Annotated in this window: 20 protein-coding genes; 11 read left to right on the forward strand and 9 right to left on the reverse strand. The window is 44.6% G+C overall.

Features of this window, described 5'->3' with window-relative positions; genetic code table 11:
* Positions 1-42: 42 nt before the first annotated feature.
* The 4 genes from LDX50_RS15260 to LDX50_RS15275 all read left to right on the forward strand — a co-directional run bounded on the left by LDX50_RS15260 (position 43) and on the right by LDX50_RS15275 (position 3,466).
* Positions 43-918, forward strand: a complete 876-nt coding sequence (locus LDX50_RS15260) for an ATP-grasp domain-containing protein (protein WP_225698167.1) — start codon at positions 43-45, stop codon at positions 916-918.
* A 56-nt stretch (positions 919-974) separates the two neighbouring features.
* Positions 975-1,697 (forward strand): class I SAM-dependent methyltransferase, encoded by a 723-nt coding sequence (locus LDX50_RS15265; RefSeq protein ID WP_225698168.1) that lies wholly within the window; start codon positions 975-977, stop codon positions 1,695-1,697.
* 163 nt (positions 1,698-1,860) lie between these two features.
* On the forward strand, positions 1,861-2,631 hold the full coding sequence (locus LDX50_RS15270) for an SDR family NAD(P)-dependent oxidoreductase (RefSeq protein WP_225698169.1): 771 nt from the start codon (positions 1,861-1,863) through the stop codon (positions 2,629-2,631).
* Positions 2,632-2,686: 55 nt separating this feature from the next.
* Positions 2,687-3,466, forward strand: a complete 780-nt coding sequence (locus LDX50_RS15275) for a DUF6090 family protein (protein WP_225698170.1) — start codon at positions 2,687-2,689, stop codon at positions 3,464-3,466.
* A 46-nt stretch (positions 3,467-3,512) separates the two neighbouring features.
* On the opposite strand, the gene LDX50_RS15280 is transcribed toward LDX50_RS15275, so the two are convergent.
* Entirely contained in the window at positions 3,513-5,924 is a 2,412-nt protein-coding gene (locus LDX50_RS15280) for a glycoside hydrolase family 3 C-terminal domain-containing protein (RefSeq protein ID WP_225698171.1), read from the reverse strand.
* Between the two features lie 84 nt (positions 5,925-6,008).
* Between LDX50_RS15280 and LDX50_RS15285 the strand changes: the two genes are divergently transcribed.
* From LDX50_RS15285 to LDX50_RS15300, 4 genes are all read left to right on the forward strand, one after another.
* Positions 6,009-6,719, forward strand: coding sequence for an NUDIX hydrolase (locus tag LDX50_RS15285; RefSeq protein ID WP_225698172.1), 711 nt, complete (start codon positions 6,009-6,011; stop codon positions 6,717-6,719).
* A 126-nt stretch (positions 6,720-6,845) separates the two neighbouring features.
* Positions 6,846-8,507, forward strand: coding sequence for a serine hydrolase domain-containing protein (locus tag LDX50_RS15290; protein WP_225698173.1), 1,662 nt, complete (start codon positions 6,846-6,848; stop codon positions 8,505-8,507).
* Between the two features lie 64 nt (positions 8,508-8,571).
* On the forward strand, positions 8,572-9,201 hold the full coding sequence (locus LDX50_RS15295) for a class I SAM-dependent methyltransferase (protein ID WP_225698174.1): 630 nt from the start codon (positions 8,572-8,574) through the stop codon (positions 9,199-9,201).
* Between the two features lie 29 nt (positions 9,202-9,230).
* Complete coding sequence (locus LDX50_RS15300; protein ID WP_225698175.1) at positions 9,231-9,785, forward strand: nuclear transport factor 2 family protein; 555 nt, start codon at positions 9,231-9,233, stop codon at positions 9,783-9,785.
* Here LDX50_RS15300 and LDX50_RS15305 read toward each other — a convergent pair.
* The 8 genes from LDX50_RS15305 to LDX50_RS15340 form a co-directional block, all read right to left on the reverse strand.
* The gene (locus LDX50_RS15305; protein WP_225698176.1) at positions 9,751-10,374 is read right to left on the reverse strand and encodes a pseudouridine synthase; all 624 of its coding nucleotides are present in this window, start codon (positions 10,372-10,374) and stop codon (positions 9,751-9,753) included. The genes LDX50_RS15300 and LDX50_RS15305 overlap by 35 nt on opposite strands.
* Positions 10,375-10,513: 139 nt before the next feature.
* Positions 10,514-11,659 (reverse strand): hypothetical protein, encoded by a 1,146-nt coding sequence (locus tag LDX50_RS15310; RefSeq protein ID WP_225698177.1) that lies wholly within the window; start codon positions 11,657-11,659, stop codon positions 10,514-10,516.
* A gap of 25 nt (positions 11,660-11,684) precedes the next feature.
* Positions 11,685-12,392, reverse strand: a complete 708-nt coding sequence (locus tag LDX50_RS15315; RefSeq protein ID WP_225698178.1) for an ABC transporter ATP-binding protein — start codon at positions 12,390-12,392, stop codon at positions 11,685-11,687.
* A gap of 11 nt (positions 12,393-12,403) precedes the next feature.
* Positions 12,404-13,624 (reverse strand): ABC transporter permease, encoded by a 1,221-nt coding sequence (locus tag LDX50_RS15320; RefSeq protein ID WP_225698179.1) that lies wholly within the window; start codon positions 13,622-13,624, stop codon positions 12,404-12,406.
* Positions 13,625-13,636: 12 nt separating this feature from the next.
* On the reverse strand, positions 13,637-14,860 hold the full coding sequence (locus tag LDX50_RS15325; protein ID WP_225698180.1) for an ABC transporter permease: 1,224 nt from the start codon (positions 14,858-14,860) through the stop codon (positions 13,637-13,639).
* Positions 14,861-14,864: 4 nt separating this feature from the next.
* A complete protein-coding gene (locus LDX50_RS15330; protein WP_225698181.1) occupies positions 14,865-15,605 on the reverse strand; it encodes an outer membrane lipoprotein-sorting protein in 741 nt (246 codons plus the stop codon).
* Positions 15,595-16,179: a TetR/AcrR family transcriptional regulator gene (locus LDX50_RS15335; protein WP_225698182.1), complete on the reverse strand. Its 585-nt coding sequence runs from the start codon at positions 16,177-16,179 to the stop codon at positions 15,595-15,597. The genes LDX50_RS15330 and LDX50_RS15335 overlap by 11 nt, the downstream gene beginning before the upstream one ends.
* Before the next feature lie 110 nt (positions 16,180-16,289).
* Entirely contained in the window at positions 16,290-17,252 is a 963-nt protein-coding gene (locus tag LDX50_RS15340) for a DUF6807 domain-containing protein (RefSeq protein ID WP_225698183.1), read from the reverse strand.
* Positions 17,253-17,434: 182 nt separating this feature from the next.
* Between LDX50_RS15340 and LDX50_RS15345 the strand changes: the two genes are divergently transcribed.
* From LDX50_RS15345 to LDX50_RS15355, 3 genes are all read left to right on the forward strand, one after another.
* Positions 17,435-18,508, forward strand: a complete 1,074-nt coding sequence (locus LDX50_RS15345; protein WP_225698184.1) for a serine hydrolase domain-containing protein — start codon at positions 17,435-17,437, stop codon at positions 18,506-18,508.
* A gap of 153 nt (positions 18,509-18,661) precedes the next feature.
* Positions 18,662-19,630, forward strand: a complete 969-nt coding sequence (locus LDX50_RS15350; RefSeq protein WP_225698185.1) for a cytochrome c — start codon at positions 18,662-18,664, stop codon at positions 19,628-19,630.
* Between the two features lie 32 nt (positions 19,631-19,662).
* Positions 19,663-20,448 (forward strand): hypothetical protein, encoded by a 786-nt coding sequence (locus LDX50_RS15355; RefSeq protein WP_225698186.1) that lies wholly within the window; start codon positions 19,663-19,665, stop codon positions 20,446-20,448.
* Positions 20,449-20,480: the final 32 nt, after the last annotated feature.

The raw sequence follows: 20,480 nt of genomic DNA on the forward strand, positions 1-20,480 counted from the left end.
CAACCCAAACAATTTGAATTCTGTCGCTAACAAGTAGCCTGTATGCCAAAATGTGCTTTTCTCTCGATCGCGAATACTGAAGGTTGGTTTATCGATGACGATCTTGTTCATGAGCCCTTGACAAAATTGGGATGGGAAGTCGATAATATCCCCTGGAACCAGCCCACCGATTGGAATGCCTATCATGTGGTTGTGATTCGCAGTCCTTGGGATTACCAGGATCACCTGGAACAATTCCTGGATGTACTCGAACAAATCGAGAAATCTTCTGCTTTATTGCTCAATGATATAAGTATTGTCCGCTGGAACATCAATAAGAACTATCTCTTTGAGCTGGAACAAAAAGGCATACAGCTTGTCCCGTCCATTCGAAAAACAGGGCCGAATCATTCAGACATTGAAAAGGCTTATAAAACCTTCAAAACCAGTGAGTTGATCATCAAGCCCATCATTGGCGCCAATGCAGATGACACCTTCCGGATCCCAAAGCAGAATACTGAAGTTTCTCACAAGGTCATTCAACTGTTCCAGGACAGGGAATGCATTCTTCAACCGTTCATGAAGTATATTGTGGAAGAGGGCGAGTTTTCACTGATGTATTTCAATGGTGAACTGAGCCACGTAATCCTGAAGACGGTTGGTAATGGAGATTTTCGCGTCCAGGAAGAGCACGGCGGAGACGTGATTCCCATCATACACCCGGAACCGAGGCTTCTTGAGGCAGCCGGGAAAGCTATGAAGGCGCTTCCGGCTGTACCCATGTACGCCCGTGTCGACCTCGTTCGCACAGCCCGGAATGATTTTGCATTGATGGAACTGGAATTGATCGAACCATGCCTCTATTTCAGGTTTGATCCAAAATCGGCCACACGTTTCGCCGCCTGCATCGATGACCAATTGAAAAGGGTTCAGGCATGACATTTTCCCGATGAAATTTCACCTTGTGAAGGAGATGGTTAATAACGGAACCGCCTGTGAGTAAACCCAATACAGACATCTATGATCCGGAGTTTGTGAGCGGAATGTTCGACAGAATGTCCAAGACCTATGGCCTGGCAAACCTCATTACCTCGTTTGGGTTCACAGCGATCTGGAGAAAACAATGCCTGAATCAACTTGCATTAACGAAAAGTACCCCAACCGGATATGATCTCATGTCTGGAATGGGAGAAGCCTGGGGGGATATTCAGGAACGGCTGGGTGATGGTTGCAGGATTATTGCAGTAGATATTTCAGACGAGATGAATCGGAAAGCGGCGAATCATCTCAACAGGCTAAAGTCAAAAAATATTGAAATCAGGAATGCTAATGTGCTGAAAAATAATATACCTGATCAATCAGCAGATTTTATCGTTTCCACATTCGGACTGAAAACATTTAAGAAGGAACAGCAACAAATTTTAGCTGCGGAAGTTCATCGTATTTTAAAACCCGGCGGAACCTTTTCGTTTATTGAAATCTCAAAGCCCAAACCTTTGGTGCTGAAATGGCTCTATATGTTCTACCTGAAAATAATCATTCCATTAATCGGAAAGATCTTCCTCGGAAATACTGACGACTATAGAATGCTGGGCCGGTATTGCGCCGATTTCGGGACATGTGAATATTTCCATTCATGTTTGGTCGAAGCCGGACTTAAGTCAAATGTGAAGAACTTCTTCTTCGGCTGCGCGACAGGTGTTTACGGAGCAAAATAAGTATTACCCCTGGATCTGATTTCAGATTAATTGGAAATAAATGACTAATTTATCTGTCGTTCCGGATGGGCATCATAATTTATTCTTCAATTCAATGATCAAATTCTTTCGTGACTAAACGAAGTGGACAATTAGATATTTATTCATTTAAACCATACCATTAGTGAGTACAATTAAAGATAAAGTAGCCCTGATCACGGGGGCCAGCAGCGGGATCGGAAGATCAACCGCCGAAGCTTTTGCCGCAAAGGGAGCAAAAGTTGTCGTTGCCGCCCGCCGAAAAGATGAACTTGATAGCCTGGTGGAATCAATTGAAAATATGGGGGGACAGGCATCTGCCATTAAAACAGATGTGTCCAATGCAAAGAGTGTTGAACAAATGGTGGAACATACGATGGATGTGTTTGGCCGTCTCGACTATGCGGTTAATAATGCCGGGATTGAAGGTAATTTCGGTGCCATCACCGACCTGTCTGAAGAGGACTGGGACAACGTCATGAATATAAACCTGAAAGGAATATTTCTTAGCATGAAATACGAAGCCAGGGCGATGATAAAACTTGGAAATGGCGGTTCCATTGTGAATATCGGCTCGGTGAATTCATTTCTGGGCTTTCCAACAGGATCTGCCTATGTAACCTCTAAGCACGGGTTGATCGGGTTGACGTCCAGCGTTTCCGCAGAACTTGCGCCACAGGGAATTCGGGTGAACCTTCTTTGTCCGGGTGTTACCGATACTCCCATGCACCGCCGACTTCGGGGCATTGTCGGTGATGAACTTTATGATCAGGGATTACTCCCTACGGTACACCTGAGACGTGCAGGTCTTCCCGAAGAGATGGCGAAATCGATATTATTCCTTTGTTCGGATGAATCCAGCTATATCACCGGTTCAACACTTACCGTTGATGGCGGACTTACCCTGACTATGTAGTGCTGACCTCAAAAAAATTAGTATTATTCCAGACAGGGCTTCTGCTCAATAATCCATGATCAAACTATTCAGTCAAATCAGGAAACAATTAGTTTCCCAAAACAGTATCAGGAAGTACCTTCTCTATGCCCTTGGCGAAATTTTTCTGGTCATGATTGGAATACTCATGGCCTTACAGGTAAATACATGGAATGACGAACGAAAATCAAGAAAAACTGAAATCAATATTTACGAGGAAATACAGGATGATCTGAGTGCCTCTTTGCGAGATTTGATGTCTGGTCTGGCAACACACAATGAGCGACTTGACATGACAACAAAACTCAGGGATCATCTCATCAAAAAAAATCCATTAACAGATTCACTCGTGGATTATCTAAGAAATACCAATAACGACGATCAGTTTTTCCCAAAAACATCCGGTTTTGAGGCGTTGAAATCCGTCGGACTAAGAACGCTTCGAAATGATACGTTACGGGAAAATATTACAAATTTATACCAGCTGGGATTCGAAAGGGTTGTGGGCCTTGGAAGAGATAAAGCGCCCATCCGGAATTTTGAATTTATGACACCTTTTGCCGATAAATATTCACAAGTAACCGACGGCAGCGGTTATTATTTACCCAACTTCCAGAACGACAGCATTTTTATCTATCCGACGATGATCCACAACTATGAGGAGATGCTAAAGGATGACCTCCTGATATTAAAATTACAAGAGGCTATCTGGTTACGAATATTCAAAATCAGAAACTATACCAGGATTATCCGATGGACAAATGGGCTCAACAGTCAAATCGAACAGGAACTCGACCGGCTGCGGAATGCAGATTAAATGCATAGTCCGGAATGATCACCAACGGGGCATTTCCTACAGTAAATTACAATTCTATCTCATTTTCCACCCTTATGTCCCTGGAAGACGCGCCAGCCTGTACTTTATAACTCCCATTTTCCAGTACCCAGCCCCCCTGATCTTCGTTCCAGTAACGTAATTCAGCCACCGGTATTTTTATGGAAATTTCAATGGAATCCCCTGGATTAAGTTCCGGTGTTTTACTGAAGGATTTTAATTCCCGGGGGGCCCGATCAATCGAAGAATTGGATTTGGAAACATAAAACTGTACCACTTCCTTACCCGCCAGGTTACCAGTGTTGATAATGGTCAATTTAACATCGACGGTGTCATTCACGACTTCGGTTACCATAGCGGAATATTCAAACGTTGTGTATGAAAGGCCAAAACCAAAGGGATAGGAAACATCAAGACCGGCTTTATCAAAATGACGGTAACCCACATAAATACCCTCTTCATACAGGGTATAATCTTTATTCCTGATCTTTTCATCCTCAGCTCTTTCACCACTGGAAAACATCATCGTCTTCCAGTCAAAAGGCTCGCCGTCCAGCGGGAAGTTAGCATTTGAAGCGTGATCATTAAGATGTACTGGAAACGTCATGGGTAACTTACCGCTTGGGTTCACATTTCCAACCAATATGTCTGCAACGGAGTTTCCTCCCTCCTGTCCGCCCTGCCAGGCCAGCAGAATGGCATCCGGCTGATCTTTCCATGAGGCTGTTTCGATCACTCCCCCAATATTCAGTACGACGAGAAGCTTCTTGTTCACTGCATGAAATGCCTTACTCGCACGCTCAATCATATCCTTTTCCACCTGGGTTAATAAAAAGTCATCTGTTTCAACCCTGTCATAACCCTCGCCGCTGTTCCTGCCAATAGTAACAACTCCGATATCCGCCGTTTGGGCAAATTCCCCGAACATGGCATCTGTATAGCTGATTTGTGGTGGATTATACGGTTCCAGCATGGCATTAATGCCTTCAGGCTTAAAAAATGCATCAGTATTGGCTGCTTTGTGCTGATTATAGATTTCGACAGCTGCAGCATTGATCTCGAAGCCGGCATTTTCAAGTCCTTCCCGGAGAGAAACCGTATAGGCCTCATTCACGTCACCGGATCCTGTACCACCGGCTATAAAATCGTAGGATGTAACACCCATCAAGGCAATATTCCTGGGCTGCCTCAGTGGCAGCAACTGATCATTCTTAAGAAGCACAATGCCTTCGGCAGCAGATTGCCGGGTGATCTTTGAATGTGCTTCCAGATCAGGGTTATTCCCGTTAACATAGGATTGCATCTTTCGCGACTCAATGACCAGGGTTAGAATTCGTTTTACGGCTGTATCGATATCGGCTTCCGACAGTTCCCCTGATGCAGCCGCTTCCCGAAGCGCATCCCACTGACGCCTGGTGCCGGGTTCGAGGAGATCATTTCCTGCTGCTATTTGCGCAGGTGCATTCTGTCCGCCAAACCAGTCGGACATCACGATCCCTCTGAATCCCCATTCATCCCGCAAAATATCTGTAAGCAATTCCCTGCTTTCCGAAGCATAGGTCCCGTTAACTCTGTTGTAGGACGACATGATCGTCCATGGCTGGGATTCTTTAACGATGATCTCGAAACCTTTCAGGTAAATTTCACGCAGTGCGCGTTCAGAAACGATGGCATCATTTTGAAGTCTGCGCGTCTCTTGATTATTGGCAACGAAATGTTTGACCGATGCCCCTACTCCATTGGATTCAATACCATTCACCATAGCGGCTCCGATATAGCCGGTAAGGATCGGGTCTTCTGAATAATATTCGAAATTCCGCCCGCATAAGGGATGGCGATGAATATTCGCTCCCGGGCCAAGAATTACATCAATACCGTACTCGACGGCCTCATTCCCCATGGCAGTACCTACTTTCTCAACCAGACTTGTGTTCCAGGTTGAAGCCAGCAGGGTTCCAATGGGAAAAGCCGTGCAGTAATAGGTGGCATCATCATTTTCACGGATCGGTACAATACGCAGACCGGCGGGTCCGTCTGACAGGTATACCGTGGGAATGCCCAATCGCGGTGTCGCCACAATCGTACCGGCAGCACCCGGAATTCCTTCTGTCGCATCTGTATTTCCTAAGGCCGATGCCAATCCCGATCCCTTTAGCAAGTGAATCTTTTCTTCAAGGGTCATCTGTGAAAGCAGATCATTGACACGCTCGGATGTTGAACGCCTTGAGTCCTCGTAAATATCAAGCATACCATTTCCATTTCGGTCAGGAAACGTGTAGCCATCTATTGTAACCTCCTGAATATCTTTGTTTTCAGTGTATTCGTTTTCAAAATTCAGGAATGTAGAACGTACGTAAATCCAACCTACAGTAGCCGCGATAAGCAGGAGTCCAAGTAAGGAACCAAGGACAATCAAAGAAACTTTCAAACCCTTTTTCATTATTTCTGATTATATTTGTGTCACAACGCCACAAATATACATATTTTTTGTGGCATAATGTCACAAACATTGTTGTTTTCGTAAATGGATTTAAAAGAATTTCTGGAAAAGGGACAGGATCATTTCCTGCCAAACCTTTCGATTGATCTGGTGATCATTGGCCAGGAAGACAGTGTTCTGAAATGCCTTTTGCTGCAGATTGGTGACAAGTGGATCCTTCCCGGCGGGTTTATACAGCTTGATGAATCTGTTCAGCAAGCAGTGGAACGTAATCTGAGAGAACGAACCGGTCTGGAAAATCCCCATTTCAAATTCCTGTCGGTATTCGGAGATTCACAGCGCAAATTCAGTCATGAAATAAAAGAATTTCTCATTCATACCGGTCAGCCATGGAACGATGACTTCTGGCTGAACACCCGATTTGTCACTCTGGCATACTACTCGCTGGTAAATATCGGGGAAACCCACCCTACTGTCTCCAATTTCGATAAATCGTTTGCCTGGTTCAGTCTGGATGAGTTGCCGGATATGTGGATGGATCATGCCTCCATTGTTCAGGAAGCCAGAAAACGTCTCAAGGAGGATATTATCAGTGAGCATATTTCCTACAACCTGCTGCCTGAGCAATTTACCATGCCTGAATTGCACCAGCTTCATGAATCCATCCTGGAAGAGAAACTCGACCGCAGCCGGTTCCAAAAGAAAATGCTGGCCTCCGGAAGATTCAAGCGGCTGCCGAAGTTAAAAAAAGAAACACCGGGAAGGAATCCGTACCAATATTCCATTCGAAAATAGCCTCGTGCTGAACCTGAACCCTTCAAAATCACCTATTTAAAATAATATTTAATCATTATCTTGTTCAGAAAGTGAATTGAGACTGCAAGCACTTACTTAAATATTAATTCAACCATCCTTCCCGTTATGAAAAAAATGTTCCTGTTCCTGGTCTGTCTTCAAATCATGATTCATGCACACGGGCAGCCAGATCAATTTTCCTCAATCGACAGTATTTTTGCGGAATGGTCTCAGCCCGGATCACCGGGTGCCGCGTTAGGAATCATACGTAACGGTGAACTCATCTATGCCAAAGGATATGGGTTTGCCAACCTGGAGTATGATATCCCCAACACAGCCAACACGGTGTTTCGTATTGGCTCCACCTCCAAACAGTTCACCGCTGCCTGCATTGTACTCCTGTCTGAACAGGGAAAGCTGAGCCTCGATGATACACTTGATAAATTTTTTCCGGATTTTCCGGCCTATGCCTCATCCATAACCATTCGTCATTTATTGAATCATACAAGCGGCATCAGGGACTACCTGGCAATCTCCTATTTGAAAGGGCATGGTGATGATACCTTTTACACCGATGAAGATGTTATGAAATGGCTTATCCGGCAGCAAGACCTGAATTTCCTGCCCGGGGATGAGTACCTCTACAGCAATTCCGGCTATTGGCTTCTAGGGCAAATTGTAAAAGAGGTTTCAGGAATGAACATGGCTGATTTTGCGCGGAAGGAGATTTTTGAGCCCCTGGGAATGACAAATACGCACTTCCATAATGATCATACTATGATCGTTAAGAACCGGGCTTCGGGTTATTTGCCCAAACGTGAGGGAGGATACCAGATCAGTATGACAACACTTGATATGATTGGCGACGGGGGTATTTTCACCACGATCAATGATATTAAAAAATGGGATGATGCATTTTATGATTCAGATATATTCACCCGACAATTCTGGTCGGTCATGACAGAGCCAGGCAAACTGAACAACGGTAAAGAACTGGACTATGCAGCAGGATTGGGAATTGACACATACAGAGGATTAAAACTCATCAGTCACGGCGGAGCATTCGTAGGTTTCAGGGCAGATTTTTTTCGTTTCCCGGAGCAACGGTTATCAATCGCGCTTTTTGCGAACCGTGGAGATGCGAACCCAACCGCCATGTGTTATCAGATTGCCGACATTATGCTGGAGAATGAATTCAGGGATTTACCGGAAGAACCACAACAGAGAAAGAAAACAGCAACTGTTAAAAAGATTTCGGCACAAAAGCTTCAACAGTTTGCCGGCGATTTCTGGAGTGAAGCAAACAGTTACTCGAGGAAAATTTATGTAAGGGATGACACCTTACGTTATTACCGCAATGAAAACAGTGAGAATGCCCTGGTTCCAATCGGTCCTGATGAATTTAAAATGATCAATGTGGGAGCCAGCGTCCTGGTGAAATTTGAAACCAGCGGTGACCGGTCCATGGTCGTTACAGTAAATGAGGAACCACCATCGCGGTTTGAAAGATATCAGCCAAGAAGCTACAGTGTTTCTGAACTCACCGATTTTGAGGGAACCTATTACAGTGAAGAACTGGATGTCCAATACGTCCTCAGACTGGAGAATGAATCCCTCATGTTGTATATCAACGATAACAAAATTTCACCCCTTGATGCGGTTATGTCTGAGATGTTTTCAAACGATCAATATGGAACTTTTCTTTTTAGCCGCGAAGGTGATGGAAGCGTCGGAAGCTTCAGGCTTGCTGCCGGCAGGGTAAAGAATCTATTATTTGTGAAGCGTTAGAAACATATTTAGCATGTAAAGCGCCATACACTGAAAAATGGATTCTATCTGATTGGATGCATCAATGAATAAACTAGATAGAAAAAAGCATTGGGATACGATTTATAATACAAAAGAAACAAAGGATCTGGGGTGGTATCAATCTGTGCCTGTCATATCCCTCGACATATTTCTGAAATGTCAGCTGTCTCTAAACGCGAAAATTATAGATATCGGTGGCGGAGACAGTTATTTTGTCGACGAGTTGATCAAACTTGGATACACCGACATTACTGTTCTGGATATATCTGAAACTGCTATAAATCATGCAAAAAACAGACTGGGAGATGCCGGAAAAACAGTGAACTGGATCATTTCAGATGTGACTGACTTTAAACCTGTAGGCAAATATGACCTTTGGCATGATCGGGCAACATTTCATTTTTTGACAGATGAAAAAGAAATTTCAGCATATGCGGACATCGCCGGCAATAACATGAATCATGATGGCATCCTGGTTATAGGAACATTTTCAGAACAGGGGCCTGATACATGCAGCGGCATTAATATCCGGCAATATTCGGAAAAAACTCTTTGCCAGCGGTTTCATCCTTACTTTGAGAAAATCCATTGCTTTAAGACAGATCATAAAACACCACATGGATCACTTCAGAACTACATTTTCTGTACCTTCCGAAAGATCACTGTGAAGTGAAATGAATAAAGTATTAAATATCTATCAAAATGAAGCCATTCATTTGGATTATACTCATCAATCTCATCCTCACCGGATGTCAGAATTCAGAACCCACATCTTCTGAAGGCATGGATTTACCGGTTGAACGCCCCGGAATTTCAAATATGCAGGATGATCTTTACAAACAGATTAAATCACTGGATAGCCTGTATTTCGATGTTGCCTATAACCATTGCGACAGTGCACTGGCGCGAACCCTGATAAGTTCTGATTTTGAATTTTATCACGATAAAGGAGGTGTTCTGCTGGATTCAGCTGATGAACTGGCTTCGGAGGTCATGGTTGAAGATTTCAGCTGGGTGTGCGAAAGGACCTATAGAAAATTAGTTAACAGTTCAATGGAGGTTTTCCCATTGTATGAGGGTGAGATACTATATGGCGCAATACAAAGTGGCGACCAGGAATTCTATGACCGGGAAAATGACACACCAACAAAACTGAGGACCACAGCCAAATTCATTCACCTTTGGATTATTGAACCAAAAGACTGGAAACTTCGGCGTGTTTTTAGTTTTGATCATCAGTCTGTGAGTCAGGATTAATAGTATCGAAAAAATCCATTAATCCATCCAACTCCATTGTCTCGCCCGGGGCGAGATTGTCCAGATTTATATTTCCAATCCGTATTCGGATAAGCCGTAATGTAGGGAAACCTACAGCGGCTGTCATTTTGCGAATTTGCCTGAATTTTCCCTCTGTAAGGGTAATGGAAATCCAGCTTGTCGGTCCGTGCCGTTCATCCCTTATCTGTCGTTTTCTTGTAGGAAGATCCGGAACCTCATTCAGCCGAAATACCGCGCATGGCAAGGTTTCATATTTCTTTCCATAGATACTTATCTCAACCCCTGTTTTTAACTGTTGGATTGCATCTTCAGAAATAATTCCATCCACCTGAACATAATACTCTTTTTCGACCTGCCTGCTCAAAACCTGCGCACTCACTTTGCCATCTGTTGTGAGGAGTAACAATCCTTCTGAGTCCTGGTCCAAACGCCCGATCGCCATGGTACCGGGAACAAATTCATACAGCTCGCCAAGCAACTTTTTATTTTTCCTTTTGGTCTGATTATTTACAAACTGCGAGAGATACCCATATGGTTTATGAAGGATATAGTGATGGTGTTTATTCATGAAATCGATTTTATAAGGCGCCACCTGGAATAAACTGATTATGATTAAATTAACTATACCTGAATAAATTAACGAAGATATCTCACAGCAATGACTACTGACTACCTGCCTGCCGGCAGGAGGGCTGACTATTGACTAATCAAAAGCTCCATTTCCCTCTCAGAAAATAAGACGTAGAGAGTGACTTAAATTCACCTGAAATAAAATCTTCCCCATAAAATCCCTGGACAATAAAGTCAAGGTCAAAATTCTGAAGCATATTCCAGGTCACGAAGGGAGACAGGAACATGGCCTTGTTGGGTGGAAACAGCATTATCCCCATGCCGGCATTAACCAATGGATGGATCTGGTAACTACCCTGAACAAATGCCGAATGCCGGTAGGGTGACAGGTTCTTAGCGGTAAGCGCCCGGCTGCTTAGCCGGATCAACCCTTCCGGGCCCAGCTCAACAGGTCCCGCAGAATTAATAAGATATGAAACATTGTAGAAGAAATTACCAATGGAATGGTCAATGGAAACAGTGGCTACCAGGGCCTTTGGATCCTCGGGCCTGATATTTCGGGGATAGAAGTAGGTCATCTCCCCTTTCAAACTGGCGCTTCCCAGATTTCCTGCCCAGCCGGCACCCAGTACCCATTTCTCCCGGCTATAACCACCCAGGAACTGAAAGTCGTAATCCCACTTATTGGTTTTATACATGATGGCAGCAGACATTGTATTGTTTTCTTCCCCTGTGATACTTCTGGATTCAGCCGGAAGGCTCACAGCCACGTCAATGCTGGAATTGGTTCCTGTAAAGTATTCCAAACGAACTGCATCGGTGCCCGGGCGCTCCTCATAATCAAAATCAAAATAGGAATAGGCATTGAATATATCATTGGGATTCCAGACCGTATTGATGCCCCAGTTGATACGCTGCCGCCCTACTTTCAGCGTAAAGTCCTTCCTAATCCATTCCATATAAAGCCTGTCGATCATGGTGTGCAACAGAACAGCGTCTTCATCTAAAACCGTCCAGGTGAGGTCGAAGAAATAAGTGTCATATTCTATAAAATCACTGAAGTTTTCATAATATTTCGTCGTTTCCCCAATGAACAGCCTTGTCCTGAGTGAACCGTAAAACCGCAAATTGTCTTTTGGAAACCACTTGAAATTAAGACGGTTATGGATGAGATTATCCACCAGTGAACTATCGCCAATATGATTCACGGAAATCATTTCCTTCAGGTACCCGTTAACAAAGAACTTTTTAGGCTTTTCTTCCTGTGCCTGGAGACTACCCATTAGAAAAATTAAAAGGAATATGGTGCTAAGAACGTACCTCATCAGATTTGACAACTCCGTCTTCAAGCGTTACTACCCTGCGTGCCTTATCGATGACGCGCTGATCATGCGTTGAAAAAATAAAAGTGATACCCTCTTCCCTGTTCATACGAGCCATCATATCCAGTAGATTGGCTGCTGAAACGGAATCAAGATTGGCCGTGGGTTCGTCGGCAAGGATAAATTTCGGTCTGGACGCCAGCGCCCGAATTACGGCCACACGCTGCTGCTGGCCTCCGGAAAGTTCAGAAGGTCTGACATTGGCCTTGTCCTCCAGTCCCACCTCCGCCAGTAGCTTCATGGCTCGTTCCTTCATTTCATGGCCCGGTCTTTTCTGAAGGAGCATTATGAATTCCACATTCTCCTTTGCGGTCAATACAGGAATGAGGTTATACTGCTGAAATACAAACCCGATGTTATGCAGCCTGAAATCAATCAGTTCCGATTCCTTCAACTTCGAAATATCCGTCCCGTCAATTTCGATCGTCCCTGTTGTCGGGTTATCAAGGCCGCCGAGAATATTCAGAAAAGTTGTCTTCCCGGAACCTGATGGACCTACAATTGCCGTAAATTCTCCTTCAGCAACCTCCAGGTCAACATCCTTCAGTGCCTGAACAGGAATTTTAGATTCATGGTAGGTTTTTGAAATGTCCTGTGTTCGGATTACTATCTTTTTTGCTGTTGTTGGTTCCATAAACGTAATTTTTATACGGTATGTAAAGCTTCAGTTGGATTTAGCCGTATGGCCTTAAACGCAGGATACAAAGCCCCTAATATTGCCGTAATTACCACACCCACAGCAGCGATCACATACGTTTTATTCTCAACAAACGGATACAGAATATTGCTGTAGCCAAATTCCTTGAGGCCTTCTGAATACGCGCTCAGATCTATGCCATGTATCCCCAACCAATGAATGGTAAGCAATCCGGCAAGAACTCCGAGTGGACCTCCGACAAGGGAAAGAAACAGGGTTTCAATAACAATCATCAGGAAAATCCGCATTCTGTTCATCCCAATCGCCATAAGCATTCCCAGTTCACGAAAACGTTCCAGGACTGCCATCAGCATGGTGTTGATGATTCCAAAAACCAGTGCAATCATGATGATGCCAATAAGAACCCATAACATGCTGTCGGTCATCGACAGAAACAATTCAAGCTCCGGCGCGATTGTTTGCCAGGACTCAGCATCCATCTCTGGCAACATCGATTCAAGCTCACTCCGCAATGCGGGTACCTGGTCGGGGTTATCGGCAAGCAGGGCAATCTCGTGAATATCATCGGATGTTCCGAGAATTCGGTTCAGATCCTCTATCTGAACATATGACCGTGCTTTGTTGATAGCTGGTGAAGTTGTTTCCAGCAGCCCTTCTACCCGGAATGCTCCTGCCACAAGATTCCGGTCCATGTCCTGAAAGGTAAGCACCACCTTGTCTCCAAGACCCACTTTCAATTCCTCGGCAAGTTCTTTTCCCAATACAACAGGATTTCGCAAGTCACCGGTAAAATAATCTCCTTCCACAATAAGTGAGTCATGGCGCGTAACACGTTTTTCAGCGTCCGGAATAATACCCATGATTCGCACACCGCTCGCTTTTCGGGGAGAAGAGATCATTCCATCCACAACACTCCTGGGGGAAACAGCCTTAATGCCGGGCTTGTCTGAAATTTTTTCAGCCACTTCAAATCCATCCGGAATGAAATAATGGATGTCATAATCATCCTGAAATTTCGGATGGTGGATTTGAATATGGGATATCTCATAGCGGATTGCTCCATTCACATATGAGATCGTAAACCCGTTCATAAATCCGAGCATGGCAATTAATGCCCATATTCCTACCACAATGGAGCCGATTACCACAAGGCTGCGGCCCCTGCTTCGCCAGACATTTCTCCACGCTATTGTTAATAACATTTTCATCTTATAAATTCATCAACGTCCCTCGTGCATCGCTTCCACCGGTTGTAATTTCCAGATTCTGTACATCGGGTAAGCGCTTAAAATCAGTGCCATAAAAAACACGACCCATGCCTGGCTTGTAAATACTACCGGCTGAATACTAAAGACATAAATCGCCTCAATGCCAAACTTTTCAAATGCTTCCTTATATTCTCCCGGAAGCTGAATCGGGTGAAAGTACAGGTAGCTGATAACCGGCATGCTCAAGGCAAAGCCCACCAATACCGAAATCAGCGACAGAAGAACAATCTCCAGGAATACAACTAATTGAATTCGGAAGCGACGCATTCCTACGGCCAACAGCACACCAAATTCATATAACCGTTCCATGGTCATCATCAGAAATGTTCCAAACATTCCGAATCCGATTACGATGTATAGCATCATGAGCATGATCTGACCGGAGACATTGTCGATCTCAATTCCCTGGATAAGCTCAGGCATCATTGTCCGCCAATCCATGATCTCAAGTTTTCCCTCATCGATCAATTCGCCTCCACCCTTCATAATATTCGGAACGTGTCTTGGGTGAGTGGTGACAATCGAGATGGCTGTGAGCAAACCATCGGCACCATAAAAGTACTGTGCCGCCGGCATCGGCATGAAAACAACCTGGTTTGTCAGCTGGGGCAGACCAAATTCGACTAATCCCGAGACCAAATATTTCCCGGCAGCATTAACACCGTGATACCCCTGGCCAATAAGCACGATCGTATCACCCACCGACATTTTAAGGTAATCTGCAAGGCCCTTGCCGATCAGAACGGACTGATCATCAATATTCACAGGACTGCCCTCTACGATTCGGGAGTCGATGTTGGTAAGAAACGCTTCCTTTTCGGGATCCATGCCGATTACGAGTGTTCCCTTGGTTTGTGTGCCGAAGGATGCCAGCGCAAAGGATTCCAGCCGTGGTACGACTGCTTCAACATCCGGAATCCCGGCCAGTCCATCGATTAAAGTATCGGAAGGCATGAATGCATTGTTCAGCGTTTGTTCGTCCCAATAGCCGTTTTTATGAATTTGGATATATCCTGTGTAAAACTTGACACTGTTATCGATCATGCGTTCATAGGAACCCAGCTGCATGGAGCGCATGATACTGGAAAGAACCACCGCAAAGGCAATACTCACGATTGTGATCACCGTTCGCTTTTTGTTACGCCAAATATTCCGCCATGCCAGTTTGAACAACATAAGATTAACGCATTCGTTTCATATTCTGAATAGAAAAATAACTCTCTGAAAGGTCGATATTAAATTCCATTTCCTGGTAAATGATCACGGTCCGCTGATCCGGATTCTCTGCAGGAATCATATCCATGCGGGTAGGGATAACCCTGCCATCCATTTCCCTTATTTCTGAAAGGACCATTGTATTGATCAGGTAATTATCCTCATCATAATACCTGATCAGCAGCTCAATATCATCCTGTTTAGCCACGTATATCATAATGCGTCCCCAGACAACTGCTGCATCCTCCTTTGGAATCATTTCGATTTTCCAGCTGTCGTACCCGTTGATGGTTGTATCGCCGCGAATGAAGTGATTGTAGTCATAAACCACCGATGACTCCTTTACCAAATCATCATTTGTAAAATCAGAGCCCATCCAGGACTGACTCATCATTGAAGGCGGCAGCTTCACCACACGGTCGATAGTAGGCTGCCAGTTCCAGATCTCCTTCTCCCGCTTGAGAAATGCGGTTCCGGCATCACGCGCCGGAGATTTGATAAGTATCAGAGAATACGTGGTTCCCAATGACCATCCTTCCATGGTTATTTCACGTGTCCAGTCGGGCCGTATGATCTTCATTGTCATGGTAGATGAAGAAGAGTTTCCTCTCATTTTAGCATCCACACGTTTAATGATCTCCGTAGCGTCCTGCGAATATGAAATTAGCGGCAGCAGTAAGAGCAATGTGACAATTCTAGTTTTCATAGCGGCAATATTTTTGAATGAGAAAATCCTTCATCTCTTCCAGGGGGTAATCCTCCCGAATAATGAGATAGTGCAACCCAATCCCGTCAAAGAGCGCTGTCAGGAGCTTTGTTTCCTTTTCTGCATTTGGATACCCGATCTTGAGTAACTGCCTTCCGATCAATTCATTCCAGGCGTTGAATTTCTGCTGGGCCATGTCATGGATGAAGTCAAACTTATCCAGCTGAAGGGAAAGAGCAGTGATCATGCGCCAGACACGTGTATTCTCCTGAATTTCCTGAAAGAAAAGTGTAAACATGTTTTCAAGAACTGACCGGGCATCATCCTCCTTAAATAGCTCAAGATACTTCTCCTCACCTTTCTGAAGGTTTTCAATCATCGCATACAGCATTTGTTCCTTGCTTTCGAAATAATTGTAAATAAGCCCCTTGGATATCCCCGCTTGCCTGGCAACCTGACTCATCGAGGTATATTCATAGCCATGGGAAGAAAACAACTCTAATGCAGCATCGAGTATTTTACCAATGCTTGCCTCACGTATCTCTTCGTTCCTTGAATGCCTTCTGGAGGTCATAATTTTTGGTTCATTATTAATTGACTGACCGGTCGGTCAATATTAATAAATGATATGGGCAATCACAAAGAATTATTTCTGATTTTAATCATCTGTATGGGCGTATTCGTCTACTTTACCCCTGTCCAATCTTGCCATTCCTGCTCCATCCATTCAACTGTCGGATTGCCATCATAGGTAATGATTCTGTACCGGGAGACAAGTGTATCACCAGGTACCAGGTCGAACGGGCCATCGACCATGGGTGATATGGAAAAGTAAGGCATTACAGGATGCAGTCGGACGGCCTGCGGAAACCGGAAATTTTCAGGATGCGCCATAATCAGTACACCGGCGGAATCTCCGTCAATCTGTCCGTGAAAGCTCACCCAACGCTCATGACTATGGTTGCCGTCCATCCTCGTTTTACCCGTTGAGGTAAGAAACCCTCCCTTTCCTTTTGTCCCGATATAATTGACATCACCCGGCTGTTCAAATTCAAGGTCATTCCATTCCGCACTTCCCCTGAAACCAAGTCCGCCATACAAATATTCATTGACGTGAACCGTATCAAATGCAAAGAGCCGGCTGATAAAATCCACCCTGTAAGCATCGGTAGAAGGCAGAACCCTGATTTCCCAAAATTCTCCAAGCGCGCGAGTCGTATCACCGTTGTGAATTGCCAGGTGCTCAAGTTCTGAAATAAATCCGGATGATGCGGGCGCATCATATCTCTCCGATAATTCAACATGTCGTACCGTACCCGTACCATTTTGCTGATTCCAGAAATCGGTATGCATGCCGCGGAAGGTGGTATTAACCAGCGCAAAAAATAATCCGTGCTGGTGTGGATGTCCGGCAGGAAATCCATCGGTAACAACTTTCCCATTCGGAGTATACAGTGGATGTATGAACCCGCTTCGCTGATAATAATCCGGCATTGTATCAGGGGGAAACTGAATGGTCTTATGATAGGTAAGAACCGGACTTCCACCTACCTGCAAAGTGAGCAAATTATCGTTTTCGTCCAGCTCAATAGATTCCCTGACTGTACAGGACATCAGCACAGCGACAAGCAAGACAACTTTCTTCATCAAATATTGTACGTTGGTGTGGAGAGGAAGATGGCAGAATAAGTTGAGGAATGCAAGGTGGATCAGGCAGTTTTGCACCTTTCCTATCTTGCATAAACGTACAAAAATGCTGTTTACAAAATCCTTTTAAGGCTTTAACTTGTTAATATCTCCAGCAGTGTTAACCTTCAGTTTATTCCACCATGAAAATTACCTACTCATTCTGCTTACTCCTTGCATTTGCCATTTCACTTATTTCAATAAAAACCAAAGGACAGCGATTGTCAACGATCGATAGTATTGTGACGTCAGCCGCTTCGGAAAATTACTTTGAAGGCACAGTCCTTTTGGCCGACGGAGGTTCAGTGATTTATCAGAAATCATTCGGATATACCGACGCCAGCAAACAAACGCCTGTCGGGAACTCCACGCGTTTCGGCATTGCCTCTATCACTAAAATGTTTACGGCTATCATCATAATGCAGCTTGTCGAGGAAAGCAAACTTAGCTTGACTGATAATCTTGCTGAGCTGTTGCCCGGGATCGATATACCAAAATCCAGCAAGATTACCATTCATCACCTGCTCTTGCACATTTCCGGATTACCAAATGAGTCGGACCTGATTTATCAATCCAAAACGTCTCCGGAAGAATTTGTTGATGCTACCCTGCAAAACAAATCAAGTCGGTTTGAGCAGTTCAATTACGCCAACATCGATTATGTGCTGCTCGGAATGATCATCGAATCAATCGATGGCAGAAATTGGCAACAATCAGTGAAGGTCCGTATTTTGGATAAAACGGGAATGAATGACACGGGTTTCCTTGGTAAAGATCAATATCCCGAAGATTTTGCGTACTCCTTTTCAATTGATCCGGACAATAACCGTATAGAAGATCCCCTTTTCCATATTGAAAACTTTTATGCCGCCGGTTGCATGTATTCAACCGCTCAAGATCTGCTAAAACTCGACCAGGCAATGTACGGAAATTCACTCCTGACTGAAGCAAGCAAAGAAATGATGTTCAAATCCTATCCCGAATATAATTATTCAGGGTATAGCGTATGGACCTACAAGTATCCGTACGTTTCACCTGCACCGTACATCATGGAAAGAAGAGGTGGAATCCTTGGATCCAATTCTGCGCTGGTACGGATTCTAAGCAGTAATAAAACCATCATTATTCTGAGCAACAACAACCGTTTCAACCCGGATTCATTCGGTGACAAAGCAAATCTCAAAGAAGCACTGATCATGGAGTTGACTAATCCATGACGTGACTTATTTACCTGGAGTTTTATCCTTCGCGGTTATATATATCTCATAACTTATTGAAATAAAGTCTCTTGTGAAAAGAGGGTATATTCCAATTTATTCGCTACCTTGATTTTGGCAGAGGCGTTGGCAAAACCTATAACCCTATTACCAATGCTCAAACGAATACTACTCGGACTGGTCGCAGTCATCGTAATTGCACTTCTTGTTTCATTCACCTATGTTCAATTTACCTGGGACAAAGTGTATGACATCCCCTACCCCTCATTAACATCTTCCACGGATTCAGCCGTAATTGCACTGGGTGAATATTATGTGAACGGTCCGGCACATTGTTCAACTTGTCATACTGAAAATCTTTCCGGGGGAGAAACGTTCAATATGGGCCCTATGGGGGAGGTTACGACAGCAAACCTTACCCCGGATTCCGAAACCGGAATTGGTCGTTATGAAGATAAAGAGATCTTTCGCATGATGCGCCATGCAGTGAAGCCGAATGGCCGTGCTTCCATTGCCCTAATGATGCCATTCTGGAATATGGCCGACGATGATATGATTGCAGTCGTTTCATACCTCCGTTCCCTCGAACCTGTAAAAAAAGAAATTCCTCCACCAAATTGGTCAATGATGGGAAAGGTACTTCGAAGCTTTTCTTCCACTTTTGAACCAGTATATGAGCCAAGCCCTATGAAGAAAGCCCCGCCAATGGAAGCGACAGTGGAAAGAGGAAAATATCTGGCCAATTTTGTGGCGAACTGTGTTGCCTGCCATACAAAGAGGGATGATATGACATTCCAGGCGATTGCCCCCGAATTCTCAGGAGGCCTGCTCATGGAAACAGACGCTGAATACAATATTGCCAACGGCCTCGATCCGAACCTGATGTTCGAGACCCCCAATTTAACTCCTCATCCGCAAAGCAAGCTCGCACAGTTCAAAACCATGGAAGATTGGATCACACGCTTCAGAGCCGGCCGGGTTTTTGCAACCTCGCCTATGTCATGGGAATGGTTCAGCCGAATGACGGATGAAGACCTTGGGGCTATCTATGTCTACCTGAATTCTCTTGACCCGGTTGAAAACAATATCGTAAGCACGGCATTCATCAAAACTGAGGAGTAGCATATCTATATACCTGGCCTAATTCTCTACCCGTGAAACTAATCCACAAAATCACTATTATCTTTCTGCTGATCTCGCTTATCCGCTGCGGTTCCGATGGTGAAGGCGAGAATATTCAACCCCCTCCGGCACCTGCAGTGCCCCCTTTTGGCGGAACGATCTTCCTGGATCCCGACATTATCACCGAAGACGACCCTACCACTTTTGTTAGTCTTTCCTACTCCGGTCAGGCAGAGCGGGTGATGTATGACAGGCGGGTAAATAACTGGATAAACAGTACCCCTTTTCTTTTTGATGCTGTCTTTGATGACGGACTTGAAATTGAGATCCAGGTGAACCCCGAGTTTGGAAAGGATGCCGGTGAAGTTTTATCACTTAAGTATGCCGAAGTCATCGGTCGATTGCCCACCGCGCTTCGCAAGGATGTCGAAACCGTCTGGATACATCGGGGGACAGAGCCTTTTGGCGGTGGAAATAATAATCTATTGATCCATACCGGCCAGTCCACACTCTATGAAAACGATGGAATCCTGGAAGAAACCTTTGTTCACGAGGCATCCCATACGTCCCTCGACGCAGAACATGCCAGCTCAAGCGGCTGGATAGCAGCACAAAAGGCCGACGGAAATTTCATTTCTACCTATGCACGGGACAACCCGCAGCGGGAGGATATTGCCGAAACCTATCTTCTTTACTTCGCCCTTCGCTACCGACCCGGGCGTATCTCGGAATCCCTCAAAAATACAATCACACGTACGATTCCAAATCGTATTGAATATTTCGAAGGACTGGAATTAGATATGCATCCGGTTGAATGATGAATTAATCAAGTCCGACGGCAAAGCATGAT

The organism is Fulvivirga sedimenti (genome assembly GCF_020328055.1).

Coding starts and splice junctions, on each gene's coding strand:
- LDX50_RS15290 (WP_225698173.1), top strand. CDS start 6,846: ATGAAAAAAATGTTCCTGTTCCTGGTCTGTCTTCAAATCATGATTCAT.
- LDX50_RS15340 (WP_225698183.1), bottom strand. CDS start 17,252: ATGAAGAAAGTTGTCTTGCTTGTCGCTGTGCTGATGTCCTGTACAGTC.
- LDX50_RS15350 (WP_225698185.1), top strand. CDS start 18,662: ATGCTCAAACGAATACTACTCGGACTGGTCGCAGTCATCGTAATTGCA.
- LDX50_RS15315 (WP_225698178.1), bottom strand. CDS start 12,392: ATGGAACCAACAACAGCAAAAAAGATAGTAATCCGAACACAGGACATT.
- LDX50_RS15305 (WP_225698176.1), bottom strand. CDS start 10,374: ATGAATAAACACCATCACTATATCCTTCATAAACCATATGGGTATCTC.
- LDX50_RS15335 (WP_225698182.1), bottom strand. CDS start 16,179: ATGACCTCCAGAAGGCATTCAAGGAACGAAGAGATACGTGAGGCAAGC.
- LDX50_RS15300 (WP_225698175.1), top strand. CDS start 9,231: ATGAAGCCATTCATTTGGATTATACTCATCAATCTCATCCTCACCGGA.
- LDX50_RS15285 (WP_225698172.1), top strand. CDS start 6,009: ATGGATTTAAAAGAATTTCTGGAAAAGGGACAGGATCATTTCCTGCCA.
- LDX50_RS15345 (WP_225698184.1), top strand. CDS start 17,435: ATGAAAATTACCTACTCATTCTGCTTACTCCTTGCATTTGCCATTTCA.
- LDX50_RS15260 (WP_225698167.1), top strand. CDS start 43: ATGCCAAAATGTGCTTTTCTCTCGATCGCGAATACTGAAGGTTGGTTT.
- LDX50_RS15295 (WP_225698174.1), top strand. CDS start 8,572: ATGAATAAACTAGATAGAAAAAAGCATTGGGATACGATTTATAATACA.
- LDX50_RS15280 (WP_225698171.1), bottom strand. CDS start 5,924: ATGAAAAAGGGTTTGAAAGTTTCTTTGATTGTCCTTGGTTCCTTACTT.
- LDX50_RS15275 (WP_225698170.1), top strand. CDS start 2,687: ATGATCAAACTATTCAGTCAAATCAGGAAACAATTAGTTTCCCAAAAC.
- LDX50_RS15325 (WP_225698180.1), bottom strand. CDS start 14,860: ATGTTGTTCAAACTGGCATGGCGGAATATTTGGCGTAACAAAAAGCGA.
- LDX50_RS15330 (WP_225698181.1), bottom strand. CDS start 15,605: ATGAAAACTAGAATTGTCACATTGCTCTTACTGCTGCCGCTAATTTCA.
- LDX50_RS15310 (WP_225698177.1), bottom strand. CDS start 11,659: ATGGGTAGTCTCCAGGCACAGGAAGAAAAGCCTAAAAAGTTCTTTGTT.
- LDX50_RS15320 (WP_225698179.1), bottom strand. CDS start 13,624: ATGAAAATGTTATTAACAATAGCGTGGAGAAATGTCTGGCGAAGCAGG.